General features: G+C 70.9%; 24 protein-coding genes and 2 tRNA genes. 7 read left to right on the forward strand and 19 right to left on the reverse strand.

Annotation, left to right across the window (positions count from 1 at the left end):
- Positions 1-36: 36 nt before the first annotated feature.
- The 5 genes from HALOF300_RS17865 to HALOF300_RS17885 form a co-directional block, all read right to left on the reverse strand.
- Positions 37-109: transfer RNA gene (locus HALOF300_RS17865), tRNA-Glu, on the reverse strand.
- A 53-nt stretch (positions 110-162) separates the two neighbouring features.
- Positions 163-234, reverse strand: a tRNA-Gln gene (locus HALOF300_RS17870).
- 164 nt (positions 235-398) lie between these two features.
- Complete coding sequence (locus HALOF300_RS17875) at positions 399-1,406, reverse strand: phosphotransferase (RefSeq protein WP_156742263.1); 1,008 nt, start codon at positions 1,404-1,406, stop codon at positions 399-401.
- Complete coding sequence (locus tag HALOF300_RS17880; RefSeq protein WP_231955562.1) at positions 1,403-2,113, reverse strand: response regulator; 711 nt, start codon at positions 2,111-2,113, stop codon at positions 1,403-1,405. Before HALOF300_RS17880 ends, HALOF300_RS17875 begins: the two co-directional genes overlap by 4 nt.
- Positions 2,110-3,222, reverse strand: coding sequence for a sensor histidine kinase (locus HALOF300_RS17885; RefSeq protein ID WP_156742264.1), 1,113 nt, complete (start codon positions 3,220-3,222; stop codon positions 2,110-2,112). Before HALOF300_RS17885 ends, HALOF300_RS17880 begins: the two co-directional genes overlap by 4 nt.
- Positions 3,223-3,351: 129 nt before the next feature.
- Here HALOF300_RS17885 and HALOF300_RS17890 point away from each other — a divergent pair, with 129 nt between their 5' ends.
- Positions 3,352-4,080 carry an ABC transporter ATP-binding protein gene (locus HALOF300_RS17890; protein WP_197522650.1) on the forward strand — a complete coding sequence of 243 codons (729 nt, stop codon included), beginning with the start codon at positions 3,352-3,354 and terminating at the stop codon, positions 4,078-4,080.
- Complete coding sequence (locus HALOF300_RS17895) at positions 4,077-4,919, forward strand: ABC transporter permease (RefSeq protein ID WP_156742266.1); 843 nt, start codon at positions 4,077-4,079, stop codon at positions 4,917-4,919. Before HALOF300_RS17890 ends, HALOF300_RS17895 begins: the two co-directional genes overlap by 4 nt.
- A gap of 34 nt (positions 4,920-4,953) precedes the next feature.
- Here HALOF300_RS17895 and HALOF300_RS17900 read toward each other — a convergent pair whose 3' ends face one another.
- Genes HALOF300_RS17900 through HALOF300_RS17910 form a run of 3 tightly spaced genes read right to left on the reverse strand, consistent with a single transcriptional unit; the run spans position 4,954 to position 6,878 of the window.
- Positions 4,954-5,688, reverse strand: a complete 735-nt coding sequence (locus HALOF300_RS17900; protein ID WP_156742267.1) for an SDR family oxidoreductase — start codon at positions 5,686-5,688, stop codon at positions 4,954-4,956.
- A 2-nt stretch (positions 5,689-5,690) separates the two neighbouring features.
- Positions 5,691-6,530, reverse strand: coding sequence for an oxidoreductase (locus tag HALOF300_RS17905; RefSeq protein ID WP_156742268.1), 840 nt, complete (start codon positions 6,528-6,530; stop codon positions 5,691-5,693).
- Positions 6,531-6,557: 27 nt separating this feature from the next.
- Positions 6,558-6,878: a carboxymuconolactone decarboxylase family protein gene (locus HALOF300_RS17910; RefSeq protein WP_156742269.1), complete on the reverse strand. Its 321-nt coding sequence runs from the start codon at positions 6,876-6,878 to the stop codon at positions 6,558-6,560.
- A 143-nt stretch (positions 6,879-7,021) separates the two neighbouring features.
- On the opposite strand from HALOF300_RS17910, the gene HALOF300_RS17915 reads away from it, so the two are divergent.
- A complete protein-coding gene (locus HALOF300_RS17915) occupies positions 7,022-7,297 on the forward strand; it encodes an acylphosphatase (RefSeq protein ID WP_156742270.1) in 276 nt (91 codons plus the stop codon).
- Between the two features lie 18 nt (positions 7,298-7,315).
- Here HALOF300_RS17915 and HALOF300_RS17920 read toward each other — a convergent pair whose 3' ends face one another.
- The 6 genes from HALOF300_RS17920 to HALOF300_RS17945 form a co-directional block, all read right to left on the reverse strand.
- Positions 7,316-7,675 carry an MmcQ/YjbR family DNA-binding protein gene (locus HALOF300_RS17920; protein WP_156742271.1) on the reverse strand — a complete coding sequence of 120 codons (360 nt, stop codon included), beginning with the start codon at positions 7,673-7,675 and terminating at the stop codon, positions 7,316-7,318.
- A 309-nt stretch (positions 7,676-7,984) separates the two neighbouring features.
- Complete coding sequence (locus HALOF300_RS17925) at positions 7,985-9,751, reverse strand: ABC transporter ATP-binding protein (protein ID WP_231955579.1); 1,767 nt, start codon at positions 9,749-9,751, stop codon at positions 7,985-7,987.
- A gap of 5 nt (positions 9,752-9,756) precedes the next feature.
- Positions 9,757-11,574, reverse strand: a complete 1,818-nt coding sequence (locus tag HALOF300_RS17930; protein WP_156742273.1) for an ATP-binding cassette domain-containing protein — start codon at positions 11,572-11,574, stop codon at positions 9,757-9,759.
- 137 nt (positions 11,575-11,711) lie between these two features.
- Positions 11,712-12,917: an MFS transporter gene (locus HALOF300_RS17935; RefSeq protein WP_156742274.1), complete on the reverse strand. Its 1,206-nt coding sequence runs from the start codon at positions 12,915-12,917 to the stop codon at positions 11,712-11,714.
- Positions 12,918-12,961: 44 nt separating this feature from the next.
- Positions 12,962-13,414 carry a MarR family winged helix-turn-helix transcriptional regulator gene (locus HALOF300_RS17940; protein WP_156742275.1) on the reverse strand — a complete coding sequence of 151 codons (453 nt, stop codon included), beginning with the start codon at positions 13,412-13,414 and terminating at the stop codon, positions 12,962-12,964.
- 126 nt (positions 13,415-13,540) lie between these two features.
- The gene (locus tag HALOF300_RS17945) at positions 13,541-14,533 is read right to left on the reverse strand and encodes a helix-turn-helix transcriptional regulator (protein ID WP_156742276.1); all 993 of its coding nucleotides are present in this window, start codon (positions 14,531-14,533) and stop codon (positions 13,541-13,543) included.
- 103 nt (positions 14,534-14,636) lie between these two features.
- On the opposite strand from HALOF300_RS17945, the gene HALOF300_RS17950 reads away from it, so the two are divergent.
- Together HALOF300_RS17950 and HALOF300_RS17955 are read left to right on the forward strand one after the other, a co-directional pair.
- A complete protein-coding gene (locus tag HALOF300_RS17950; protein WP_156742277.1) occupies positions 14,637-14,876 on the forward strand; it encodes a hypothetical protein in 240 nt (79 codons plus the stop codon).
- A gap of 48 nt (positions 14,877-14,924) precedes the next feature.
- Entirely contained in the window at positions 14,925-15,167 is a 243-nt protein-coding gene (locus tag HALOF300_RS17955; RefSeq protein ID WP_156742278.1) for a hypothetical protein, read from the forward strand.
- Between the two features lie 36 nt (positions 15,168-15,203).
- On the opposite strand, the gene HALOF300_RS17960 is transcribed toward HALOF300_RS17955, so the two are convergent.
- From HALOF300_RS17960 to HALOF300_RS17980, 5 genes are read right to left on the reverse strand one after another with little or no spacing between them, the layout of a single operon-like run.
- Positions 15,204-15,968 (reverse strand): HAD family hydrolase, encoded by a 765-nt coding sequence (locus tag HALOF300_RS17960; RefSeq protein WP_156742279.1) that lies wholly within the window; start codon positions 15,966-15,968, stop codon positions 15,204-15,206.
- Positions 15,968-17,473 (reverse strand): glutamate--tRNA ligase, encoded by a 1,506-nt coding sequence (gltX, locus tag HALOF300_RS17965; protein ID WP_156742280.1) that lies wholly within the window; start codon positions 17,471-17,473, stop codon positions 15,968-15,970. Before gltX ends, HALOF300_RS17960 begins: the two co-directional genes overlap by 1 nt.
- Before the next feature lie 59 nt (positions 17,474-17,532).
- Positions 17,533-17,880, reverse strand: coding sequence for a hypothetical protein (locus tag HALOF300_RS17970; RefSeq protein WP_156742281.1), 348 nt, complete (start codon positions 17,878-17,880; stop codon positions 17,533-17,535).
- A gap of 20 nt (positions 17,881-17,900) precedes the next feature.
- A complete protein-coding gene (locus tag HALOF300_RS17975; RefSeq protein ID WP_156742282.1) occupies positions 17,901-18,665 on the reverse strand; it encodes a fumarylacetoacetate hydrolase family protein in 765 nt (254 codons plus the stop codon).
- A gap of 58 nt (positions 18,666-18,723) precedes the next feature.
- On the reverse strand, positions 18,724-19,530 hold the full coding sequence (locus HALOF300_RS17980) for a methyltransferase domain-containing protein (protein ID WP_156742283.1): 807 nt from the start codon (positions 19,528-19,530) through the stop codon (positions 18,724-18,726).
- 71 nt (positions 19,531-19,601) lie between these two features.
- Here HALOF300_RS17980 and HALOF300_RS17985 point away from each other — a divergent pair, with 71 nt between their 5' ends.
- A complete protein-coding gene (locus HALOF300_RS17985) occupies positions 19,602-21,104 on the forward strand; it encodes a heparan-alpha-glucosaminide N-acetyltransferase domain-containing protein (RefSeq protein ID WP_156742284.1) in 1,503 nt (500 codons plus the stop codon).
- Positions 21,101-22,018 carry a 3-methyladenine DNA glycosylase gene (locus HALOF300_RS17990; protein WP_231955564.1) on the forward strand — a complete coding sequence of 306 codons (918 nt, stop codon included), beginning with the start codon at positions 21,101-21,103 and terminating at the stop codon, positions 22,016-22,018. Before HALOF300_RS17985 ends, HALOF300_RS17990 begins: the two co-directional genes overlap by 4 nt.
- Positions 22,019-22,047 lie beyond the last annotated feature (29 nt).

Genomic DNA, 22,047 nt, shown 5'->3' on the forward strand with positions numbered 1-22,047 from the left:
AAGGCCCCCGCTCGGTGAGCGGGGGCCTTCGGTTTGTAGCCCCGACCGGATTCGAACCGGCGCTACCGCCGTGAGAGGGCGGCGTCCTAGGCCACTAGACGACGGGGCCGTGCACTGGAAGATCATAGCGGAAGCTCCGAGGAGCGCCTGCCATGCCTACCGCTGGGGTACCAGGACTCGAACCTAGACTAACTGGACCAGAACCAGTCGTGCTGCCAATTACACCATACCCCATGGGGGTATAACGTCCGGCCCGGATGCAACTGAATCGCACCCGAAACGTGAACGTCGTACCGGCGAGGAACTCTACCCGAGCGGGGCCCGTTGACCAAAACCCGGGGCCGTGGCCGAAATCACATGCCGGGGCGGGTCCGTCCGGCGGTGCCGATCCAGCCCGGTCAGGATGTGGACGCGGCGACCTCGAGCAACCCGTCGATGGTGCGCACCGTCGCGCGCCGGTCCAGGAACTCGGCCACCCCGGCGACGCTGCGGGCCAGGTGCTCGCCGCGCAGCCAAGCCCGTACATGGAGCTCGAGGATGTGGTCAAGCACACAGAGCACCATCGAGAAATCTGCCGGTGCGCGCAGCCGGGCAGGTCCGCCCGCCGTCACATAGCCGTCGAGTAGACGCCGGGCCCGGCCCGCGTCGACCCTCCCGACGCCGTCGGTCGCGAACTCGGTCAGCACCATCGCGAGCTCGCCGGCGGGGTCGGCCGGGCCCGCGTTGTCCCAGTCGATCACGCACACGCGCCCGCCCGAGGTGGTCCGTACGTTGTCCGCCCACAGGTCGCGGTGGCAGATCCGCAGGCCCGACGGCGGCCGCACCACCTTCTCGAGGTCGCTCACCGACGCCGTCGCGGCGGCGAGGCCGGCGGCGAACGGCGCCGCGCCGTCGACGGCCGCCCGGGCGAGCTCCACCCAGGCCCGCTCCCCCACGATCTCGGTGTACCAGGGGTCGACCGGAGCCGTGGTCGGCTCGCCGACCCGGTGCAGCACCCCGAGGAGGTGCCCGACGGCGCCCGGATCGATGCCGAAGTCGGCGTCGTCCAGGTCCACCCAGCGGTAGACCCGGACCTGGGTCGGCGCGCCCGCGGGGCGACCCTCGGCCAGGTCGGTGAGCAGGGCACCCTCGGTGGTGCGGACGGCGGCCGGCGCGAACACGCCCGCCGCGATAGCGGCGTCGGCGAACGTGGCGTTGGCGCGCATCTCGTGCTCGTCCTGGCGGCGCAGCGGCACCTTGACCGCGCAGTCGCCCTCGGTGGTGCTCAGGCGCCATACGGCACCCTGCATCCCGGTCGCGGTGGGGCCGGTCAGTGCTGCCACCGGACCGAGGCGGTAGCGCCGCGCGATCATGTCCGCGTCGGAGCGGCCCAGCATCAGGTCGCCGATTGCCGGCGGGCCGCTCACCGGTCGGCCTCGAGCAGGCCAAGGTCGAGCGCGCGCAGGACGGCGCGGGTCCGGTCCCGGACGCCGAGTTTCGCGAACACGTTGGACAGGTGGTTCTTCACGGTGCCGGCGGCCAGGTGCAGAGCGGCGCCGATCTCGGCGTTCGAGTAGCCGGCCGCGGTGAGCCGCAGCACGTCCAGCTCCCGGGCGGTCAGGGGCTCAGGCCGCTCGATGCCCTTCACCTGCTCCTCGCGTGCGGCGACGGCGCGGAACAGCCGGTCGGTCAGGCCCGGCTGGAGCAGGGTGCCGCCGCCGGCGAGGGTCCCGATGGCACCGACGAGCTGGGCCAGCGTGACGTCCTTGAGGAGGTAGCCCTTCGCGCCCGCGCGCAGGGCGCGCAGCACGAGTTCGTCGTCGTCGAACGTGGTCAGGACGAGCACGGGGACGGCCGAGCCTCGTGCGGCGAGCGCCTCCAGGGTGGCGATGCCGTCCCGGCGGGGCATCCGCAGGTCTAGCAGCAGTACGTCCACGCCGGTGGCCTCGAGCAGCTCCAGCGCCTCGTCGCCGTCGGACGCTTCGCCGACCACGGCGACCTCGTCGCTGAGCGAGAGCAGGCTCAGGATGCCCTGGCGGACGAGGGTCTGGTCGTCGACGACGGCGACCCGGATCGGCGCACCGCCGGCCGGTGCAGCGCCGTCGGAGCCGACGCCGTCGGTCCGGCCCGTCACGACGGGCTCACCGTCAGTAACAGGCGGAACCCACGGCCGGGCTCGGAAGCCAGAGTGAGCGTGCCCCCGACCGCCTCCACGCGTTCGGCCATCCCACGCAGCCCGTTGCCCCGTTCGATCGCGGCGGTGCCCCGGCCGTCGTCCTCGGCCCGCACGGTCAGCCCGCCGGCGTCGGAGCGCACCTCGATCCGCAGCCGGGTGGCCCGCGCGTGCCGGAGCGTGTTCGTGAGGGCCTCCTGGACGCAGCGCACCGCGACCAGGGTGCGCTCCTCGTCGAGTGGGCGCACCTCCGCGACGGACAGGCTGACGGCAAGCCCTGGGACGTCGGAGACGATCGTCCGCAGGGTCGGCTCGAGTCCGACCGGTGCATCCCGCAACTCCCCGACGGTCGCGCGCACGTCGGTGAGCAGCCCCTTCGCGATGCCGCGGGCCCGCGTGACGTGTTCGAGTCCGTCGCCCGTGGTCCGGTGCGCGGCCACCTCGAGCTCGAGGGCCAGCGCGGTCAACTGGTGGCCGAGCACGTCGTGCAGCTCCCGGGCGATCCGGAGCCGCTCGGCGGACCTGCTGGTCGTCTCGAGCACCGCGGCCGAGGCGCGCAGCTCGGCGTGGGCGACGGCGAGCTCCTCGCGGGCTCGCGCCTCCTTGCGTGCCGATCCGATCACCAGCGCCGCGAACGCCTGGAACGCGAAGTACGTGATCGTGGTGAGGGCGACGTTCGGGACGGACGCACCGCTCAGCGCGCTGCCGATGGACACAGCGATGGTCTGCGCCACCACCACCGCCGCGACCCACCGGGGCTCGAGCCCGTAGGCCGCGGTGGCGGCCGTGACCACGAGCAGCACCGAGCTCCAACCGAGCTGTGGTTCGGCGAGCCAGACCGTCATCCCGCTGACCACCAGGATCGCCACGACCAGCGTCTCGGGCAGCAGTGCGCGGAAGAACATCTCGGTGTCCAGCGCGAACGTGAGCGCGAACACGGCGTACGCGACCCACCAGAGCACAGCCGACTGGCCCTCGAGCGAACCGGCCGCGAACGTCGTGACCCCGACCGCGAGAGTCGCGAGCAGCCCCGCGCCGGCGCTCATCCGTTCCGACGTGCCAGGGACCATGCTCCGAACTCTAGCCAGGACGCATCCGCGCGCGATGTGCCATTGGTCATGGGTCGGATCGGTGCCGTCCGGCACATCCGCCACGGGCGCCGTCTTCCTAGCGTGGTCACCAGTCGGAAGGAGACTGAGATGACCGTGCTGGAACTGCGTGACGTGCGCAAGACCTACCCCGGGGTGGACGCCCTGGCCGGGCTCGACGTGAGCGTCGCCCGGGGCGAGATCGTCGCCCTGCTCGGCCCGAACGGGGCCGGCAAGACCACGACGTTCGAACTCCTGCTCGGGTTGATCCGGCCCACGTCCGGCGACGTGCGGGTATTCGGTGAGGAGCCGGGCGGGCGGGTGCGGACCCGGATCGGCGCCATGCTGCAGGCCGCCGGCCTGCCGGACCAGCTTCAGGTGCGCGAGCTCGTGCGGCTGATCGGGCGGGGGTACCCGACCGCAGTGCAGGTGGACGAGGTGCTCGCCCGGACCTCCCTGACGAAGCGGGCCACGAGGACCGTGAAGTCGCTCTCCGGCGGCGAGCGGCAGCGCCTGCTCCTCGCGCTCGCCCTGGTCGGCACCCCTGAGCTGCTGCTGCTCGACGAGCCGACGGCGGCCATGGACGTGGCCTCCCGCCGCACCTTCTGGGAGCAGGCCCGGGCCAGCGTGGCCGACGGCGCCACGATCCTGTTCGCGACGCACGACCTGACCGAGGCAGCCGCCGTCGCCGACCGGGTCGTGGTGGTCGCCGGCGGCCGGGTGGTCGCCGACACCACGCCGGACGCGCTCACCCACCACGGCGACGACGACCTCGAGGAGGTCTTCCTCGCCCTGACCAACGAGAGTTCCACCGCAGCCGACGAAGGAGACGACCGATGACCACCACCCGACCGACCAAGCCGACCTCCGCCGTCGGGCAGGTCCGCAACGGCGGCCCCCTCGGGCTGGTCGCGCTGACCGCGACCACGGAGGTGCGATCGAAGCTACGCACGCCCGAGTTCGCGATCGGCGCGGTGGCGATCCCGGTCCTCCTCTACGCCATGTTCGGGCTGCCGAACGCGTCCGTGCTGCCGGGCGGCACACCCGTGGCGACCGCCTTCGTGGTGTCGATGATGGCGTACGGCGTCGTGTCGCTCGCGATCTTCACGTTCGGCGAGGACGTCGCCAAGGACCGCGGGCAGGGCTGGCTGCGCACGTTACGGGCCACTCCGGTGCCGGTCTGGACCTACCTGACGGGCAAGGTGGCCAGCGCGGTCGTCCTGGCCGCCCTGATCGTTGTCGCCATCGGCGTGCTCGCCGCCACGGCGGGCGGGGTGCGGCTCGATCCGGGCACCTGGATCGCCATCGGCGCCCTGATGATCGCAGGTGTGCTGCTGTTCGCCCCGCTCGGGTTCGCGATCGCATTCCTGGTGCGCCCGCGAGCCGCGGCCGTGATCGCGAACCTCATCTTCCTGCCGCTGGCGTTCGCGTCCGGCTTCTTCATGCCGCTCGGTGAATTGCCCGCGGTCCTCGGTGACATCGCCCGGTTCCTGCCCACGTTCCACTACGGCCAGCTCGCCTACTCGGTGGTGATGCCCACCGAGGACGTCGTGTTCTGGACCGGTGCACCGCCCAGCCCGGCCTGGGTGCATGTGATCTGGGTGCTCGGCAGCGCCGTGGTGCTCGGGGCGGCCGCCCTGATCGCGGCCCGCCGGGAGGCGGTCACGGCCCGGGGCTGACCCGGCTGACACCGGGCCGGTCGTAGGCCTGGCGTCAGCCGAGCTGGCCGGCCGGCCGGACCAGGATCTCGTTGATGGCCAGGTGCCGAGGCCGGGACAACGCGAACGCGATCACCTCGGCGATCTCCTCGGGTTTGACCGTGGCGGCGTCGTAGCCCTGCTGGACGGCCTGCCTGGTGGCCTCATGGGTGATGTGGGTGGGCAGTTCGGTATCGACCACGCCGGGCTCGATCAGCGTGACCCGGACGTCGGGCAGCAGTTCCTGCCGCAGCGACTCCGACCAGCCGTTCAGGCCCCACTTCGTGGCGGCGTAGACACCGTTGGTGGCGCGAGCGGTGCGCCCGGCGACGGAAGAGATGTTGATCAGGTCGCCGCCGCCGTCCTTGAGCTGGTCGAGGAAGACCTCGGTCGCGGTGATGGCGCCCAGCAGGTTGACCTCGACCATGGCGCGATAGTCCTCGCGCTGGGCGGAGGAGAACGGGCCGAGGAGCATCGTGCCGGCGTTGTTGACCAGCACGTCGGCCCCGCCCAGCTCGTCGGCCACACGCGCGGCCGCGGCGACGATCGCGTCCCTGTCGGTGACGTCGGCTCCGATGGCGATGGCGCCGTCGCCGAGCTCGCCAGCGAGGGCCTCGATCCGGTCGAGGCGGCGCGCGAGCAGCGCGACCCGGTAGCCGTCGGCGTGCAGCGCGCGGGCGGTCGCGGCACCGATCCCGGAGGAGGCGCCGGTGATGACGGCGACGCGTGGGGTGTGCTCGGACTCGGTCATGATCAGGCTTCCTTCGCGTCGTAGTCGGTGGTGGTGCTGATGTGCGCCCAGGCGTCGATCTCCTCGATCCGGCTCTGGTACTCCTCACGAACGATCCGGACGGCGTCGCTGCCGAGCAGGAGCCGGAACGGCACCTCGGCGCCCTCGAGCGCGACGATGAGTGCCTGCGCCGCTCGGTCGGGGTCACCGGGCTGGGTGCCATGAACCTGGTCGTTCTCCTTGCGACGCTTGCCGGCGGTGTCCGCGTAGTCGGCGATCACGTCACGGGACTGCATGAGGGAGCGGCCCGCGAAGTCGGTGCGGAAGGCGCCCGGCTCGACGACGACCACCCGGATGCCCAAGGGTCCGACCTCGCGGTTCAGGGCGTCGGAGACTCCCTCCAGCGCGGCCTTCGTGGCGGTGTAGTAGCCCGAGGCCGGGTTCGACCGGGGCGCGCCGATCGAGGAGACGTTCACGATGGTGCCGGAGCGCCGAGCCCGCATCTGCGGGAGCACCGCCTTGATGACGTCGATCGGACCGAAGAGGTTCGTGGCGAACAGTTCGGCCACCTCGTCCGGTGCGGCCTCCTCGACGGCGGCGCGGTAGCCGTGCCCGGCGTTGTTGACCAGCACGTCGACGGCCCCGAACCGCGCGGTCGCCGCGGCGACCGCGGCGACGATCTGGTCGTGGTCGGTGACGTCCAGCGGCGCCGCCAGGGCGCGTTCGGGGTATCTGTCGACCAGAGCCCGCACGTCGTCCGCGTTGCGAGCCGTGACCACGGCGTCGTGCCCCCGGTCGAGGACGGCCGCGGCCAGTGCAGCGCCCAGGCCGCTCGAAGCACCCGTGATGAACCAGGTGGTCATGGTCGACTCCTTCCTTCGTGTGAGAGATCAGCGCGACGCGAGAACGTCCTTGAGGATCGTGGCTGCGCTCATCCCGGCCGGCCAACCGGCATAGAACGCCAGGTGGGTGGCGACCTCTGCCAGTTCCGCCTCGGTCAAGCCGTTCTCCAACGCCAGGCCGAGGTGGGACCGGAGCTGATCGGGGCGTCCCAGGGCGATCAGCGCGGCGACCGTGATCAGGCTGCGGTCCCGCCGGGACAGCTCGGGCCGTGCCCAGACGTCACCGAACAGTACGTCGTCGGTCAGCTCCGCCAGCTTCGGAGTGATGTCACCGACGAGTTCTTGGGCGCGGCTGCGAGGTTGTGTCATGAGTGATCTCCTGATGTAGGCCCTGCGGAGCAGGTGCTGGGTCATTCCGTTCGCGACGGTAGCCCCGCCGGCCGGAAGGAAACAGGCACCGGTGTTACTCCCCCACCGGGCACCGGGTCCCGCGCCGGGGCGAGAATGGGCGCATGCCCTCCACCATCGCGCGACGGTTCGTGGTCCGCGGCCGGGTCCAGGGCGTCGGGTTCCGGTACCGGTGTGTGCGCGCGGCCACGACCGCGGGCGTGACCGGCTGGGTCCGCAACCGCACCGACGGGTCGGTCGAGGCGCATGTCGAGGGCTCGCCCGACGCCGTCGAGCAGGTTCTCACCTGGGCCCGCACCGGTCCGGAGCACGCGCGCGTGGACTCCGTCGAGGTCGGCGAGGTCGCGCCCGCCGGCCACCGCGACTTCACGGTCCGATGACCGGTGCAGGGCCCCGCTTCAGCCCGGGCCGTCGGGATGGGCGAGGTCGTATGCGCGCGAGACCTTCTGTGGGACGACCATGCGCCAGGCCTCGACGACGAACTCACGTGCCTCGGTCGGGTCCAGTTCCGCTAGCGCAGCGTGGACCCAGTTGAAGCGCATGTCCGACGCCGACGGCAACTGGAACTTGTGCGGCTCGCCCCCGACGAGCGCCGCGCGCTCCTCCCTCGGAAAGGCGAAGCCCATCACCGCCTCGTCGAGCGAGAACGCCACGTAGACGATCTGCTTGACCCGGAACTTCAGCCGGCCATGCACGTACACCTCGTACGAGCGCTCCAGTTCCCCGCCCAGCGGACGAACGTCCTCGAGTTCGGCCATCGTCGGTCCACTCCTCTCGTACCCATCCGCCGATGGTGGACCGGGTCGAGGGCCGGAACTCATCGTAGGTCGGCTGCATGGCCTATCACCGGTTACATCCGCGGCACCCTGGTCCAGGGCACTCCGACTGCGGGAGACCCGGACGCCTATCGCCAGGCTTGCCCGACCGGAATGGGAGGGGTGGCCAGACCTTGAGGCACCGCCGCCTCGGCCTACCAGGTCGACGACGAGCAGTTCGAGGAGCAGGGCACCGCATGATCCAGCGGGCCCTGGCGATCATCAACGTCTGAACAGGACCGATCCACGACCTCATCGGTAGGCGTTGCTCTGCAATCGAAAGAGCTCGGCGTACCGGCCGTCCGCGTCGATCAAGGCGGCATGGTCGCCGACCTCGACGATGTGGCCGTGGTCCATCACGATGATGAGGTCAGCGTCCTGCGTCGTCGAGAGGCGGTGGGAGACCACGAGCGCGATCGCGCCATGGGTGGTCGCAACCTGACGGGCGCGCCGGAAGAACGAGTCGAACAGCTGGTGTTCGACCTCCGGGTCGAGCGCGGAGGTCGGTTCATCGAGAACCAGCAGCAAGGGTGTGGTCCGGGTGAGCCCGCGTGCCAGGGCCAGCCGCTGCCATTGGCCGTGGGAGAGGCTGGCGGTGCCATATGCGAGGCCCAGCCTGGTGTCCAGACCATCGGGCAGGCCATCGATGATCGGCCCGGCGTGGGCGTGATCGATCGCAGTTCGGATCTCGGTCCGGTTCAGGGGTCTCAGCGCCGCGGCCGAGACGGACTCCCGGACGGGCCCCTGGAGCTTCGCGAAGTCCTGGACGAGTCCGCTGCACCGTGTGGCCCAGGCGCGCGGATCCATCGTCTGCAGGTCTGTGCCATCGATGGTGATCCTTCCGGACTGCGGCGTGTACTGACCGAGCAGCAACTTGACGAGCGTGGTCTTCCCGGCCCCGTTCTCGCCGAGCAGCGCGATGACGCTGCCGGCAGGGAGGTCGACGGTCACCGAACCGACTGCTGGTCGTTGGTGATCGGGATAGCGGTAGGTCACCCCGCGCAGACCGATTCCGGCAGCCAACCGATCCGGTGGACCCACTGCACGATCGGGCCGAAGAGCCTGCTCGTACTCTTCGCGAAGCAGCAGGTACTCGCGTGCGACCCGGCCTCCGTCCGTGACCGCCGACATATTCGCGACCACGCCGAAGACCCTCCAGCGCAAGGTCTCACCGATGCCGAGGACCAACGCGAGGTCACCGAGGGTGGCGTCGCCGCCGATCACCAGCGCCACCGTGAGCGTGATCGAGCCGAGGTAGCCGACCGTGAAGATCAGCGATCCGGCATACGAGGTCACGCCGGCACGCAGGTGTCCCCGCCGCAGCATGCCCTGCGCGTCCTGCCACAAGCTCCTGCAACGATCGTCGATCGTCGACTCGTTCCGACTGATCCGCAGTTCGGCGGCCTGTTCCGGGTTCGAGGTCAGCGCGTGCAGGCGAGCCTCCTGACGCTCAGCCGGCGCGGACCGCTCGATGGCGCCCTGGAGGTGGCGTCGGCTGCGCTGGCTGAGGATCAGCGGGGGGACAGCAAGAACCGCGACCCCGATCAGCCACGGACTGATCTGAGCCAACAGGACCAGGCTCGCCACGAGATTGACCGAGACCGCAGCCGTCAGGATCACGCTCCAGCCGAGACCGACGAGCGACCGGTGCTGGGCGCGCACGCGATGCATGCGATCCAGCACGTCCGGGCGGTCGTAGAGGTCGAGTTGCGGGTTCGTGGTCGCCCAGATGGCAAGGTCATGGGCGAGCGCATAGGCAACACGGGTGTCGACCGTTGCTCGCAGGTTCGTCTGGATCCGGTTCGCAGCATGGTCGGCAGTCATGGCGAGGGCGAGTCCCACACCCGCCACCGCGACGAGCGTGATCATCTGGGAACCGGCACTGTTCACGATCGTCCGCTGCAGGACCGCGAGGACGATGCTCGAGCTGAACTGAACGATGATCGCGATCAGGATGATGGCCGTCCGGCCCGGTGAAGCACGCCAGCACCGGGCCATCATGTCGGCCGCGAGACGCATTGGTCTCACTGGCCGTCTCCCCGGAATCGGGCGGCCTGCAGCGCGAACAGGCGGGCGTAGGTCCCGTCGCGTCGCACGAGGTCGTCGTGACTGCCTTCTTCGGAGATCGCCCCATCGGTCAGCAGCATGATCCGGTCCGCATGGCGAACGGTGGAGAGCCGGTGCGAGATCAGGACGATCGTTGCCGTTGGCAGTGCACGGACGACCTTCTCGTAGAAGGCAGTCTCGGCGCGCACGTCCAGATTGGCGGTCGGCTCGTCCAGGATCACCAGTGTTCTGCCAGCACGGACGGCGAAAACGGCACGAGCGATCGCGACTCGCTGCCACTGCCCACCGGAGAGGTCGGCACCGCCGGTGACGTCGCGTTGGAGCACGGTGTCCAATCCCGCCGGCAGCTTCTCGAGGAAGTCGTGTCCGCCGGCGAGGTGCAGGGCTGCCAGAACGTCGTGGTCGGTGGCCGGCGCCTCTGGTGCGGACAGCGCGATGTTGTCACGCAGACTCAGCGGATAGTGCACGAGTTCCTGGAAGACTGCGGCTGCCCGCGGCGGCCCGGAGCTTGGATGGGCCACCGCCCCGGATGTGGGTTCGAACAGTCCGGCGAGCAACTTGACCAGTGTCGTCTTCCCGGCGCCGTTCGGACCGACGATCCCGACGACTTCACCGACCCGCAGGGTCAGGTTCACCTCGCGCAGGACCGGCACCCGCTGGCCGGGATACCTGAAGCCGACGTCGCGCAGCTCGATCAGTGACCCCCGGTCACTGACCTGCCTATCGATGCGGCCGCCTGTCGCAGGCGGCCGAGAGGCGCGCATCCGATCAAGGGCCCGGAGGGTGAACCGTCCGTACTCGATGTCGAACGCCTCGTGGCCCATCGAAGACAGGCCGAGTGTGCCGATCGTGGCCATGAGGTAGGTGACGAGCGCGGCAGTGGTGATGTCCCCCTGCGCCGCCGCCAGGGCGGGCGGCAGGATCCCCAGTGCGGCCGCCGTAAAGGTCAGCACGAGGATGATGCCCTGTTGTCGCATGACGGCCGTGCGCTCTCGCTGGACCGGCTCCTGCTCGACCACCATCGCCCGCCGATGCCGCATCGCGATCCACGGTCCGAGCCCGAAGAGTCGGACCTCGCCGGCAGCACGCGGATCGGTCGCCAGGTCTCCCCAGTAGGCCGTACGACGGCGCAGCGACGCCCGCCCGTCGTCGAAGCCCGCCAGGTGCATCCACTGCCGACGCAGCACGGCTCGGTTCAGCAAGGAGAGCACCAACACGGCGACGGCGATCAGCACCGAGAACTCAGCGAGCACGACCGCGACAGCCAGCCCACCCGCCATTCTTGCCGCCAGAGCCACTTGGCCGACGGCCGCGGCACCGACCGAGCGAACCCTCCAGTTCTGGCCGAGGTCGGAGGCCCGATTCACGTCGTTCTGGAAGTCCGGATCGGCGAGATCCACGAGGCTGACTCGGGCGGCCACAGCCGCCCGCACCTCGCCCCGGACCCAACCGTCGACCCGGAGCCGGACCTCGGTCGAGAGTCCCTCACGTGAGGCCTGCGCGAGCTGGCTGACCAGGAGGGTCACTGCCAGTGCGATCAGCCCGGGAAACGCAGCCGAGGCGGAGCCCCCGGCGAGCGACACCTCCGCGCCGGCGACGAGTTGACCGGTCGCCAATGCGAGGGCAGCGGGTGCGAGGGAACTGATCGCCAGAGTTGCGATCAGAAGAGCGGTGGCACCCCCTCCCATCCGCAACACCCGCAGCAGTCGCAGCCGTTCGGCAACGAGGCCCCGTGGCGGTCGCCGCAGCAACAGAGTCCGCAGCGACCACGTCATTTCGGCGATGCTAGCAGTGCGGGCCGCCACACCTCTGGGCCGGTGCGCGGGTCAGCCTGGCCTAGGTTCTCGCGAGTTGAGCCAGTGCCTCCCTCGGTGTCGGAGCCGCGTGGGCGGGTCCGCACGCCGACCGATGCTCAGGCATCCGCAGCGGTGAGTTCGGTGGCCTCGGCAACGCTGTGTGGCTGTTCGGTTTCGGTGTCGACGTGCGCGAGCGTGCGGCGTCCGAGGGTGATCAGCACGGCGGCGGCGGTGACCGCCGCGGCGCCCACCCAGAACGGCAGGTGCACGCTGACGTGCTCGCCGAGGTAGCCGGCGAGCCACGGCGCCACGGCTCCCCCTGCGAACCGGACGAAGCTGTATGCGGCCGAGGCGACACCCCTCTCCACCGGCGCCGCCTTCATCACGGTCTCGGTGATGAGGGTGTTGTTGATGCCGAGGCAGGCACCGGCCAGGATCACCCCGACCGCGAGCGCCGGCTTGGAGTCCGTGAAGATCGCCATCAGGGCGAGGATCACCGCGAACGCGCCGCGCGCCCAGGTGATCGGGCGCAGCGTTCCGAAGCGGGCCTGCAGCCGTGGTGCGACGAACACCGAGGTGATCGCCAGCAGCGCACCCCAGCCGAAGAAGATCAGGCCGATCTGGAAGGCACCGAGATCCAGCGGGAACGGCGTGAACGCGAGCAGCGTGAAGAATCCGAAGTTGTACAGCAGCGCCGTCAGCCCGGTGATCAGCAACCCGCGGTGACGCAGCGCCTTGAGCGGCTCAAGCACGGACGTGGCCCGCTCCGCCTTCGGGGTGGCGGGCACGAGGAAGAAGGTGGCGATCAGCGCGATGGCCATCAGGACGGAGACGCCGTAGAACGGACCGCGCCAGGAGATGTGTCCGAGCAGGCCACCGACGAGCGGCCCGATCGCGATGCCCACGCCGAGCGCGGCCTCGTAGAGGATGATCGCCTGACCGACCGAGCCCTTGGCGGACTTCACGATGGCCGCGAGCGCGGTGGCCACGAACAGGGCATTGCCCAGGCCCCAGACGGCGCGCCACGCGATGATGCCCGTCACGGAGTCCTGGGAGCCGGCCATCCCGGCGCCGACGATGATGATCGCAAGGCCGATCAGCATCGTGGTCTTGGCTCCGAGCCGGCTCGACACGGCGCCGGTCACCAGCATCGCCAGGCCCATCACCGCCATGTAGCTGGTGAACAGCAGGGACACTTCGGACGCGGTCGCGCCGAGCTCGTCGGCGATCGGCTTCAGGATCGGGTCCACGAGCCCGATGCCCATGAATGCGATCACGCTCGCGAAGGCGATCGCGAGGACGGATCTGGGTTGACGCAGCATTGTTCTCCTTGCTCGCCCGCGGCTGCCGCGGGATCGTGCCGGCCTCAGACGGGGTCGGTGGGTGCAGCGACCGGCGCGACCGCCGGCAGTTCGACGAGCCGGCGCATCACGGCGATGCCGGCCTCGAGGTCAGCGCGCTCGGCGTCGCTCAACTGCGCGAGCGAAGGCTCAAGCGCACGCTCGCGAGCCGCACGCACTCCGCGCAGGGCGGTCCGCCCCGCGTCGGTCAGCCCGACGAGCGCCGCCCGGCCGTCGGTCGGGTCCGGCTCGCGACTGATCCAGCCGAGGTCCTCCAACCGCTGCACCTGAGCCGTCATGGTGGGCTGGCTGGTGCGATCGGCCCTGGCCAGGTCGCTGATCCGGGCCGGTCCGGCACGCTCCACGAGCGCGAGCAGCCGGGCCTGTGCCGCCGGGACGTCGAAGTCGGCCCGGGCCGTGGCCCAGCGGTTCAGCAGGGCCACCGCGGCGAGCAGGTCCGCTCCGAGGTTCGCAGTCACTCGTCTCAGAGTACATAGTTAGCCTATGCATGTCCACCGAAGCCGGGCCGAATCGTCCTGACCGCGCCAGCTTCCATCGGAGACGCCAGCGCGCCTGCGCGGAGACGGCGTTGCCGACCCGGGCGATCAGTCCGCGGCGGGTCGCTGCCCGACGGCGGTCTCGAGCCTGCCGATGATCGCGCGGCACCGCTCCAGGAACTCGGGCGGCCCGAGGACGTGGAACTCGGTGTCCAGGCCGAGCAGCCAACCGAGGAAGTCGTCCACGTCGTCCCAGCCGGCGCGCAGGATGCTCCAGTCCCCCTGCGCCCCGTCGGGCGGCTCGGGGTCGACCTCGAGCTGCCCGGCGGTCGGCCCGACCCGGCCGGCGAGCGTGGCCGGACTCGCCCGCAGCCGGACGGTCACGTCGTAGCGGTAGGGCGAGCGGGTGATCGCCTCCTGCACGTAGGCCGCGGCGTCGGCGGCTGGGAGCGTCCGCGGCGTGTACCGGGTGCGCTCACTCGGCTTGGTTCGGATCCGGTCCACCCGGAACGTGCGCCAGTCCGAGCGGGCGGTATCCCACGCGACCAGGTACCAGCGCTGCCCGGCGTCGACGAGCTGGTAGGGCTCGACGAGACGCCGGATCCGCTGGCCGTCCGCCCGCTCGTACTCGAACGAGAGTTGCCGCTTGGAGGAGATGGCCGCCGAGATCTCGGTCAGGTAGGACGGGTCGACGGCGTCGGCCGCGCCGCCGAGCCGGGTCACCGCGGCCTTGAGCGAGGTGAACCGGGTGCGTAGCCGGGCCGGCAGTACCTGTTCGAGCTTGGTCAGCGCGCGCACGGAACCCTCCGCCACTCCGGCCACCGGACTGGCGGCCACCGCGGCCAGCCCGAGCGCCACAGCGAGCGCCTCATCGTTGTCCAGTAACAGCGGCGGCAGCTGCGCCCCGGGTCCCAGCTGGTAGCCCCCGGCCACCCCGGCGGTGGCTCGGATCGGGTAGCCGAGCTCGCGCAACTTGTCGATGTCGCGACGCACGGTGCGATCCGTGACGCCCATGCGTTCGGCGAGCGCGGCGCCGGTCCACTCGCGCCGGATCTGCAGCAGCGAGAGCAGCTGCAGCAGGCGTGCAGTGGAGGACATCACGCCGTCATCGTAGCCCGACGTCTAGGACGGGAACTGTCCGCGTTCGAAGAGACACTTGCAGGGCAGCAGGATCCACGGGACGGGCAGGAAGAAGATGACCGAGATGACGCAGTACACAGGCTTCCAAGCACAGGCGTTCCTGCCCTCACGGGTCGAGTCGAACCGGGCCGGCGCCGTCGCGCGCGGTCCTCGTAACACCTCGATGGTCCGGATCGGCCGGGCGCTGATGGCCTTCGGCGCGCGCCGACGCGGCCAGGCCCAGCGCCGGCTCTACCTCGAGGCAGCCGAGGAACGCACCACCACGCTTGCCGCGCTGAAGGCTTCCGGCATCCCACCGCTCTGAGGACGCCGCACCGCGAACACCGATAGGACCAAGAGAGGTCGCCGAGACATGCATCCCTTCGCCCCGATCGCCGCGAGCCGCCACGACGAGTTGCTCGCCGACGTCGCGCGCCGTCAGTTGCTCGCCGAGAACCCGGACCGTGTGGTTCCCGCCCCGTGGCTCGTAGCCGTGCGCCGGATCACGGCAGCGCTTCGGCGCCGGTTGCCCGGCGCCTTGAGGAGCGCCACTCCCGCGGCCGAGCACGGCGCCGAGGCCGCTTGCGAACAGGACCTGTACACCACGGCCGGGTGAGGAACTCTCTCCGTCGCGGACGCGGCGGGGGCCGTCCTAGGACCAGAGCGCCGGGAGGTCCCCGAGGCCGCTGATCACCGCGATGCCCCCGGCCGCGGCGCCGTCGGGGTCCTCGTCGTGCGGGCCACCACGGCGGCCGCCCGGTCGGTCCAGCCACACGCCGCGCAGACCGGCGCGCTGTGCGCCGCGACCGTCAGTGTCCAGTTCGTCACCGACGTAGATGGTCTCCTCGGGCGCCGTGCCGAGCATTCGGCAGGCCTCGAGGAAGACCCGGGAGTCGGGCTTGCCCACCCCGAACGTATCCAGGGACACCAGTAGCGGGGCGAGGCCGTCGAGGCCGGTCACCGCGAGCTTGACCCGCTGCATGGCGGCCAGCGCGTTCGAGAGGCTGCCCGTGCGCAGTCCGGCCCGCCGAGCGGCGGTGACCGTGGGGACGGCATCGTCGAACGCGGTCCAGGCACGTTCGAACGCCTCGTCGTAGCGCTCGTTCCAGCGCAGGAACGTCGCATCGTCGAGAGGGGGCCCGTCGTAGACCTCGTGGAGCTGGTCCACCCGGGCCCGCCGCTGGTCGAGGTGGCCGATCTCCCCCCGGGTGAACGCCTGGTAGTAGCGCCCCGTGTCCGCCCGCCAGGTGGCGAGCAGTCGCGGGTAGTCCTCGGGGGGCACGCCCGGCAGGAACTCCGCGGCGACCTCCCCCAGCGCGGCGGCGAACGCCGAGCGGGTGTCCACGAGGGTGTCGTCGATATCGAACAGGACGCCCCGGATGACTCTCCTCGGAACGTCGGCTCCGCCGTCGGGCATCAGAGCGTGGCGCGCAGCGCCCGCAGCCGCACGAGCGAGGCGTCGCGGCCGAGGATCTCCATGGACTCGAACAGCGGCGGGGACACCCGCCGACCGGTGATGCCCACGCGCAGCGGCGCGAACGCGAAGCGCGCCTTGATGCCCATGCCTTCCACGAGCGCCGCCTTGAGCGCCTCCTGCTGGGACTCCGGTGTGAAGTCGGCCAGGTTCGCCAGGACCTCGATCGCTGCGTCCAGCACGGCCGGGGCCTCCTCGCGCAGCGCACCGCGCGCGTCCTCCTCGATCACCACGGCCTCGTCGGAGGTGAACAGGAAGCCGAGCATGCCAGGCGCCTCTCCCAGGAGGGTCATCCGCTCCTGGACCAGCGGCGCGGCCGCGTCGAGCAGCGCCCGGTGCTCGGGCGACAGGTCGGCGTAGGAGTCGGCGGGCACCAGGCCGGCGGCGTGGAGGTACGGCACCAGCCGGCCCCGGAAGTCCTCGGGAGGGAGCAGGCGCAGGTGTGCGGCGTTGATCGCCTCGGCCTTCTTGAGGTCGAACCGGGCCGGGTTCGGGTTGACGTCCGCGATGTCGAACGCGGCGACCATCTCCTCGCTGGAGAAGATGTCGTTGTCGGCTGAGATGCCCCAGCCGAGCAGGGCCAGGTAGTTCAGCAGGCCCTCCGGGGTGAAGCCTCGCTCGCGGTGCAGGAACAGGTTCGACTCGGGGTCGCGCTTGGAGAGCTTCTTGTTGCCCTCGCCCATCACGTACGGCAGGTGCCCGAAGGCCGGCATCACGGTGGCCACGCCGATGTCGAGCAGCGCACGGTAGAGCACCACCTGGCGGGGCGTGGACGAGAGCAGGTCCTCGCCGCGCAACACATGGGTGATGCCCATCAGCGCGTCGTCGACCGGGTTCACCAACGTGTAGAGGGGCTGGCCGTTGCCGCGCACGATCACGAAGTCCGGCACCGAGCCGGCCTTGAACGTGACGTCCCCGCGGACCAGGTCCGTGAAGCCCACCTCGTCCTCCGGCATCCGGATCCGCAACACCGGCTCGCGGCCCTGAGCCCGGAACGCGGCGACCTGCTCGGCGGTGAGGTCACGGTCGAAGCCGTCGTAGCCGAGTTTCGGGTCCCGCCCGGCGGCGCGGTGGCGGGCCTCGACCTCCTCCGGCGTGGAGAAGGACTCGTAGGCGTGGCCGGCCTCGAGCAGACGCCGGGCGACGTCGGCGTAGAGGTCCATCCGCTGCGACTGCCGGTACGGCTCGTGCGGCCCACCGACCTCCACGCCCTCGTCCCAGTCCAGCCCGAGCCAACGCAGCGCGTCGAGCAGCTGCAGGTAGGACTCCTCGCTGTCCCGCGCGGCGTCGGTGTCCTCGATGCGGAACACGAACGTGCCGCCGGTGTGGCGCGCGTAGGCCCAGTTGAACAGTGCCGTGCGGATCAGCCCGACGTGCGGGGTGCCGGTGGGCGAGGGGCAGAAGCGGACGCGGATGTCGGAACCCGAGGGCGTGGCGGCGGTAGTCATGATGACGCCCAGCCTAGCCGCGCGAACGAGCACGCCCTCGACAGCGCCCACCCGCGCCGTCAGTTGTAACGCTCGCCCGTTCCGGCATCGAGGACGGCCCAGTCCGGCCCGCCGACGGCGGCCAGGGCGTCGAAGACCTCGCCCGTCGGCCCGTTGACGAAGATCATCCGGACCTGACTCTCGTGGACCGTGAAACTCACGCTGTCGACGCCGTGCGGCACGAGCACGCCGGTGCTCTCGTCGATGAGGCCCTCGGCTCCGGTGGCCGCGAGCGCCTCGTTGAGCGCGCCCGCGAGCGCGCCCGGCTCCCCCATCGGCAGGTACTCGCCGGCTTCGTCGTACAGCATCTGCGTGTACGGGTCCTCGATCCCCTCGGGGACCCGGTGGACCATGATCATGACGCCCATGGTGGCGAGCGTAGCGGGGCCTAGCGGCGCACCACGGGGTTGCCGAGCACGCCGATCCCCTCGATCTCCACCTCGACGCGCTGACCCTCGCGGATCGGGCCGACCCCGGCCGGAGTGCCGGTGAGGATGACGTCACCCGGCAACAGCGTGAACAGGGTGGAGGCGTAGGCGATCAGGTCCGGCACGGAGTGGATCATCTGCGCGGTGGATCCGTCCTGGCGGATCTCGCCATCCACCCTGGCCTGGATCCGCAGGTCGGAGACGTCGAGGTCGGTGACCAGGACCGGCCCGAGCGGGCAGGAGGTGTCGAACATCTTGCCGCGGGTCCAGGTCTTGTCGGTCCGTTGCACGTCCCGGGCGGTGACGTCGTTGGCGGCGGTGTAGCCGAGGATGACCTCGTTCGCGCGCTCGGCCGGCAGGTCCTTGCAGATCCGGGAGATCACCACGGCCAGCTCGGCCTCGTGGTGCACGTCCTGGGAGTAGGAGGGCAGCACGATCGGGTCGTCCGGCCCCACCACGGTGGTGTTCGGCTTGATGAAGACGAGCGGCAGTTCGGGGACCTCGTTGCCGAGCTCGGCGGCGTGTTCGGCGTAGTTGCGCCCGAACGCCACCACCTTCGAGCGTGGGATCACCGGCGCGAGCAGCCGGGTGGTCTCGATCGGAACCCGTTGCCCGGTCGGGGTGAGCGGGGTGTAGAGGGGGTCACCGGTGAGGACCACGAGCTCCGAGCCCTCCACGATGGCGTAGTGCGGGTCGTCTCCAGTGGTGAAGCGCGCGATCTGCATGCTCGCAAATCTAGTGCCGGGTGAGCAGGTTTGATCGCCGCGCCCACCGCGGGCTCCCTCACATGCGGATGATGAGTTCCCCGTGCACCACCACGAACCAGCCGTCCTCGTCCTGGCCCCAGTCCCGCCAGGCCTGCGCCACCTCGGTGATCTCGGTCTCGGTGCCGAACCCGCCGGTGAGGATCTGCCGACCGAGCGAGGACTGCTCGAGCCGGTCCGCCCACAGGTTCGACCACCAGGAGCGCGAGTCGTCGTCGGCGTAGGTCCACGTCCCGGACGTGGCGGTGATGTCCTCGAACCCGGCCTCGCGCGCCCAGGCGAGCAGCCGCCTTCCGGCATCGGCCTCGGCGTTGTTCTTCTCGGTGACCTGGTGGTAGAGCTCCTGCCACCGGTCCAGCCCGGCGTTCGCGGGGTACCAGGACATCGCGGCGTAGTCGGCGTCACGGACCGCGATCAGGCCGCCGTGGCGCGTCACCCGTGCCATCTCCTTCAGGGCGGCGATCGGGTCGCTCAGGTGTTGCAGCACCTGGTGGGCGTGCACAACGTCGAACGCCCCGCGTGCGTACGGCAGGTTGTACACGTCTGCCTGCTCGAAGAGGACGTTGTCAACGTCGCTGGCCTCGGCGAGCTCCGAAGCCTTCATGAGGACGTCGGTGGCGCGGTCGACGCCGAGCACCCGGCCCGGGCGGACGTGCTTGGCCAGCCCGACCGTGATGGTCCCGGGGCCGCAGCCGACGTCGAGCACGTCGTTGCCCTCCTCGAGGTACGGGAGGAGGTATCCGGCGGAGTTCTCCGCCGTGCGCCACCGGTGTGACCGCAACACGCTCTCGTGATGCCCGTGGGTGTAGGTGTCGACGCGCTCCATGGACCGAGTTTAGGGGCGATCTGCCCGTCCGGCCCAGCCAGTGGGGACGGCACGTTCGTTAGCCTGAGCGGGTGAACCGAATCGTGGGAGTGGACACCGCGCGTGGCCTGGCCGTGCTCGGCATGTTCGTCGCGCACCTGGGCATGGAGCGGCACGTCGGCTTCTTCACCCCGACGGGTTGGTTCTTCGTCGCGGACGGCCGTCCCTCGGCTCTGTTCGCGCTGCTGGCGGGCGTCGGGCTGGCGTTCATGACCCGCCGCGGTTACCCCGACGACCTCGTGGAACTGCGGGTGCAGCGCACCCGCATCATCAAGCGCTCCGCGATCCTGTTCGTGTTCGGCTGGTTCCTGACGTTCCTGCTCACCCCGGTTGCGGTGATCCTGCCCTCCTATGCGTTCCTGTTCCTGCTCGCGCTGCCGTTCCTGCGGCTACGCCCGACGGCGGTGTTCGCCTGGGCCGGCGCCGCCGTGCTGGTCATGCCGCAGGTCGTGCTGCTGACCCGGTGGGCGCTGTTCTCCAGCACCGAGCCGCGCTTCGACGTCCCGCCGATCGGTGAGTTGCTCACCGGGTACTACCCGGCGCTGAGCTGGACCGCGTACCTGCTGGTGGGCCTGGGCGTGGGCCGGCTGCCGATGCAGCGGATCAAGGTCCAGGTCGCGCTCATCTGCGCTGGTGTGTCGGCGGCCGCGGTCGGCTACGGTGCCGGGTACGTCCTGTGGTCCGGCCTGGACGACCAGAACGGACTGGCCGGGAGCCTGACCAGCGTCGAGGCGCACTCGGGCACCACGTTCGAGATGGCCGGCAACATCGGTGTCGGCCTGGTCGTGCTGGGCCTGTGCCTGCTCGTGACGACCCAGGTGAAGGCGCTGCGGGTGCTGCTCACGCCCATCTCGGCGACCGGCGCGATGTCCCTGACCGTCTACAGCCTGCACATCGTCTACATCCGGATCCTCGGCGACGACGCCGTCTGGTACCCGCAGTCGAACTGGCCGCTGATCGCTCTGATCCTCGGCACCTTCGTGTTCGCCACGGTCTGGCAGTTGACCCTCGGGCGCGGACCGCTGGAACGACTCATCAACCGGATGATCCGGCCGAGACAGCCCCAGCCGCCCCAGCAGTGGCCGCCGGCAGGGCCGGGTGGCCCGGCGTGGTCCGGCGCCCCGACCGGTCCGCGTGGCCCGGGAGCGCAGCCCGCCCATGCCCCGGTTCCGGCCGGTGGTCCGTACGGTCCGCCCGGCACGAACGGTCCGGCCGCCGCTGGTCCGTACGGTCAGGCTCCGCAGCACCAGACACCGCAGCACCAGACACCGCAATACGGCGCGCCGCCCCTGCCGGGGCAGCCTGCCCAACCGCAGTACGGGTTTCCGGTCCAGCCGCGATCCGGCCAGGCCGCCCCACCGCAGTACGGCCAAGCCGCCCGGCCGCAGTACGGAGATCAGTCCCGGCCGGCACCTGCCGCACCGGCAGGACCGACCGGACCTTCGCCGTCGGGCCAGCAGCCGCCGTCGAGCCAGCAGTGGCCGTCAGGTCCACCGCCGGTGCCGACCTACCCGCCCGCTCCTCCGCCGCGATGACCGCCCCGAGCGTGACCACACCGGCGCCGGCGACGAACCCGGCGACGACCACCCTTGCGCCGCTGCGGTGGCGCGCGCTCGAGGCGAGTCACGCCCGCCGGGCCGACGACTACACGGCCGACCACCGCCGTCGCCGGTCCCGTCACGAAGCGCACCCGGTGCAGGACTTCCTGTTCACGTACTACCCGACCAAGCCGGCGCAGCTGCGGCGCTGGCACCCCGGCGTCGGGGTGACGCTGCTGGACGCGCCGGAGCGGGCGGGCGCTCGCTGGTACACCCGCGGGCGGGTGCCTGGTTCCGCCGTCGTCGACGTCGCGGCCTACCTCGAACAGCGCCGCGACACCGTGGTCTACGTCCACGACCTGCTCGGCGCGACGCGGTCCCGGCCCGGCCAGTTCGGCTGCTTCGGACTCCACGAGTGGGCCATGGTGTACCGCCAGGACCCTGCCCAGGTGCGCCACCGCAGTACCCCGCTGCGACTGGGAGCCGAGGGCACGGACGAGGTGGTCGAGTCCCACCAGCTGCGGTGCACGCACTTCGACGCCTACCGGTTCTTCACGCCGGAGGCGCTCGGCCGCAACGCCGAGCCACTCTCGCGCGCCGACCAGCCCGCGCGCGAGCAACCAGGCTGCCTCCACGCCGGGATGGACGTGTTCAAGTGGGCCACGAAACTCGGCCCTGTGGTGCCCGGTGAGTTGCTGCTGGACGCGTTCGGGCTGGCACGGGACATCCGCGAACTGGACATGCGCGCCTCGCCGTACGACCTGACCGGCTGGGGCTACGAACCGGTGCCGATCGAGACGGCGGCGGGCAAGGCTACGTACGTGGCGGCACAGCGGGCGTTCGCGGAGCGGTCGGACGCGCTGCGGGTGCGCCTGCTCGAGGTGACCGGAACCGTGCTGCTCGGCGCGTGAGGCACGCGCCGCAGGGACTCCCCCGCCGT

Source organism: Occultella aeris (assembly GCF_902703175.1).
Classification (GTDB): domain Bacteria; phylum Actinomycetota; class Actinomycetes; order Actinomycetales; family Beutenbergiaceae; genus Occultella; species Occultella aeris.

Excerpts from the sequence above, each read along its gene's own strand:
- HALOF300_RS17885 (WP_156742264.1), bottom strand. The coding sequence starts at position 3,222 with ATGGTCCCTGGCACGTCGGAACGGATGAGCGCCGGCGCGGGGCTGCTC.
- HALOF300_RS17890 (WP_197522650.1), top strand. The coding sequence starts at position 3,352 with ATGACCGTGCTGGAACTGCGTGACGTGCGCAAGACCTACCCCGGGGTG.
- HALOF300_RS17895 (WP_156742266.1), top strand. The coding sequence starts at position 4,077 with ATGACCACCACCCGACCGACCAAGCCGACCTCCGCCGTCGGGCAGGTC.
- HALOF300_RS17900 (WP_156742267.1), bottom strand. The coding sequence starts at position 5,688 with ATGACCGAGTCCGAGCACACCCCACGCGTCGCCGTCATCACCGGCGCC.
- HALOF300_RS17905 (WP_156742268.1), bottom strand. The coding sequence starts at position 6,530 with ATGACCACCTGGTTCATCACGGGTGCTTCGAGCGGCCTGGGCGCTGCA.
- HALOF300_RS17910 (WP_156742269.1), bottom strand. The coding sequence starts at position 6,878 with ATGACACAACCTCGCAGCCGCGCCCAAGAACTCGTCGGTGACATCACT.
- HALOF300_RS17915 (WP_156742270.1), top strand. The coding sequence starts at position 7,022 with ATGCCCTCCACCATCGCGCGACGGTTCGTGGTCCGCGGCCGGGTCCAG.
- HALOF300_RS17920 (WP_156742271.1), bottom strand. The coding sequence starts at position 7,675 with ATGGCCGAACTCGAGGACGTTCGTCCGCTGGGCGGGGAACTGGAGCGC.
- HALOF300_RS17925 (WP_231955579.1), bottom strand. The coding sequence starts at position 9,751 with ATGCGTCTCGCGGCCGACATGATGGCCCGGTGCTGGCGTGCTTCACCG.
- HALOF300_RS17930 (WP_156742273.1), bottom strand. The coding sequence starts at position 11,574 with ATGACGTGGTCGCTGCGGACTCTGTTGCTGCGGCGACCGCCACGGGGC.
- HALOF300_RS17935 (WP_156742274.1), bottom strand. The coding sequence starts at position 12,917 with ATGCTGCGTCAACCCAGATCCGTCCTCGCGATCGCCTTCGCGAGCGTG.
- HALOF300_RS17950 (WP_156742277.1), top strand. The coding sequence starts at position 14,637 with ATGACGCAGTACACAGGCTTCCAAGCACAGGCGTTCCTGCCCTCACGG.
- HALOF300_RS17955 (WP_156742278.1), top strand. The coding sequence starts at position 14,925 with ATGCATCCCTTCGCCCCGATCGCCGCGAGCCGCCACGACGAGTTGCTC.
- HALOF300_RS17960 (WP_156742279.1), bottom strand. The coding sequence starts at position 15,968 with ATGCCCGACGGCGGAGCCGACGTTCCGAGGAGAGTCATCCGGGGCGTC.
- gltX (WP_156742280.1), bottom strand. The coding sequence starts at position 17,473 with ATGACTACCGCCGCCACGCCCTCGGGTTCCGACATCCGCGTCCGCTTC.
- HALOF300_RS17970 (WP_156742281.1), bottom strand. The coding sequence starts at position 17,880 with ATGGGCGTCATGATCATGGTCCACCGGGTCCCCGAGGGGATCGAGGAC.
- HALOF300_RS17975 (WP_156742282.1), bottom strand. The coding sequence starts at position 18,665 with ATGCAGATCGCGCGCTTCACCACTGGAGACGACCCGCACTACGCCATC.
- HALOF300_RS17980 (WP_156742283.1), bottom strand. The coding sequence starts at position 19,530 with ATGGAGCGCGTCGACACCTACACCCACGGGCATCACGAGAGCGTGTTG.
- HALOF300_RS17990 (WP_231955564.1), top strand. The coding sequence starts at position 21,101 with ATGACCGCCCCGAGCGTGACCACACCGGCGCCGGCGACGAACCCGGCG.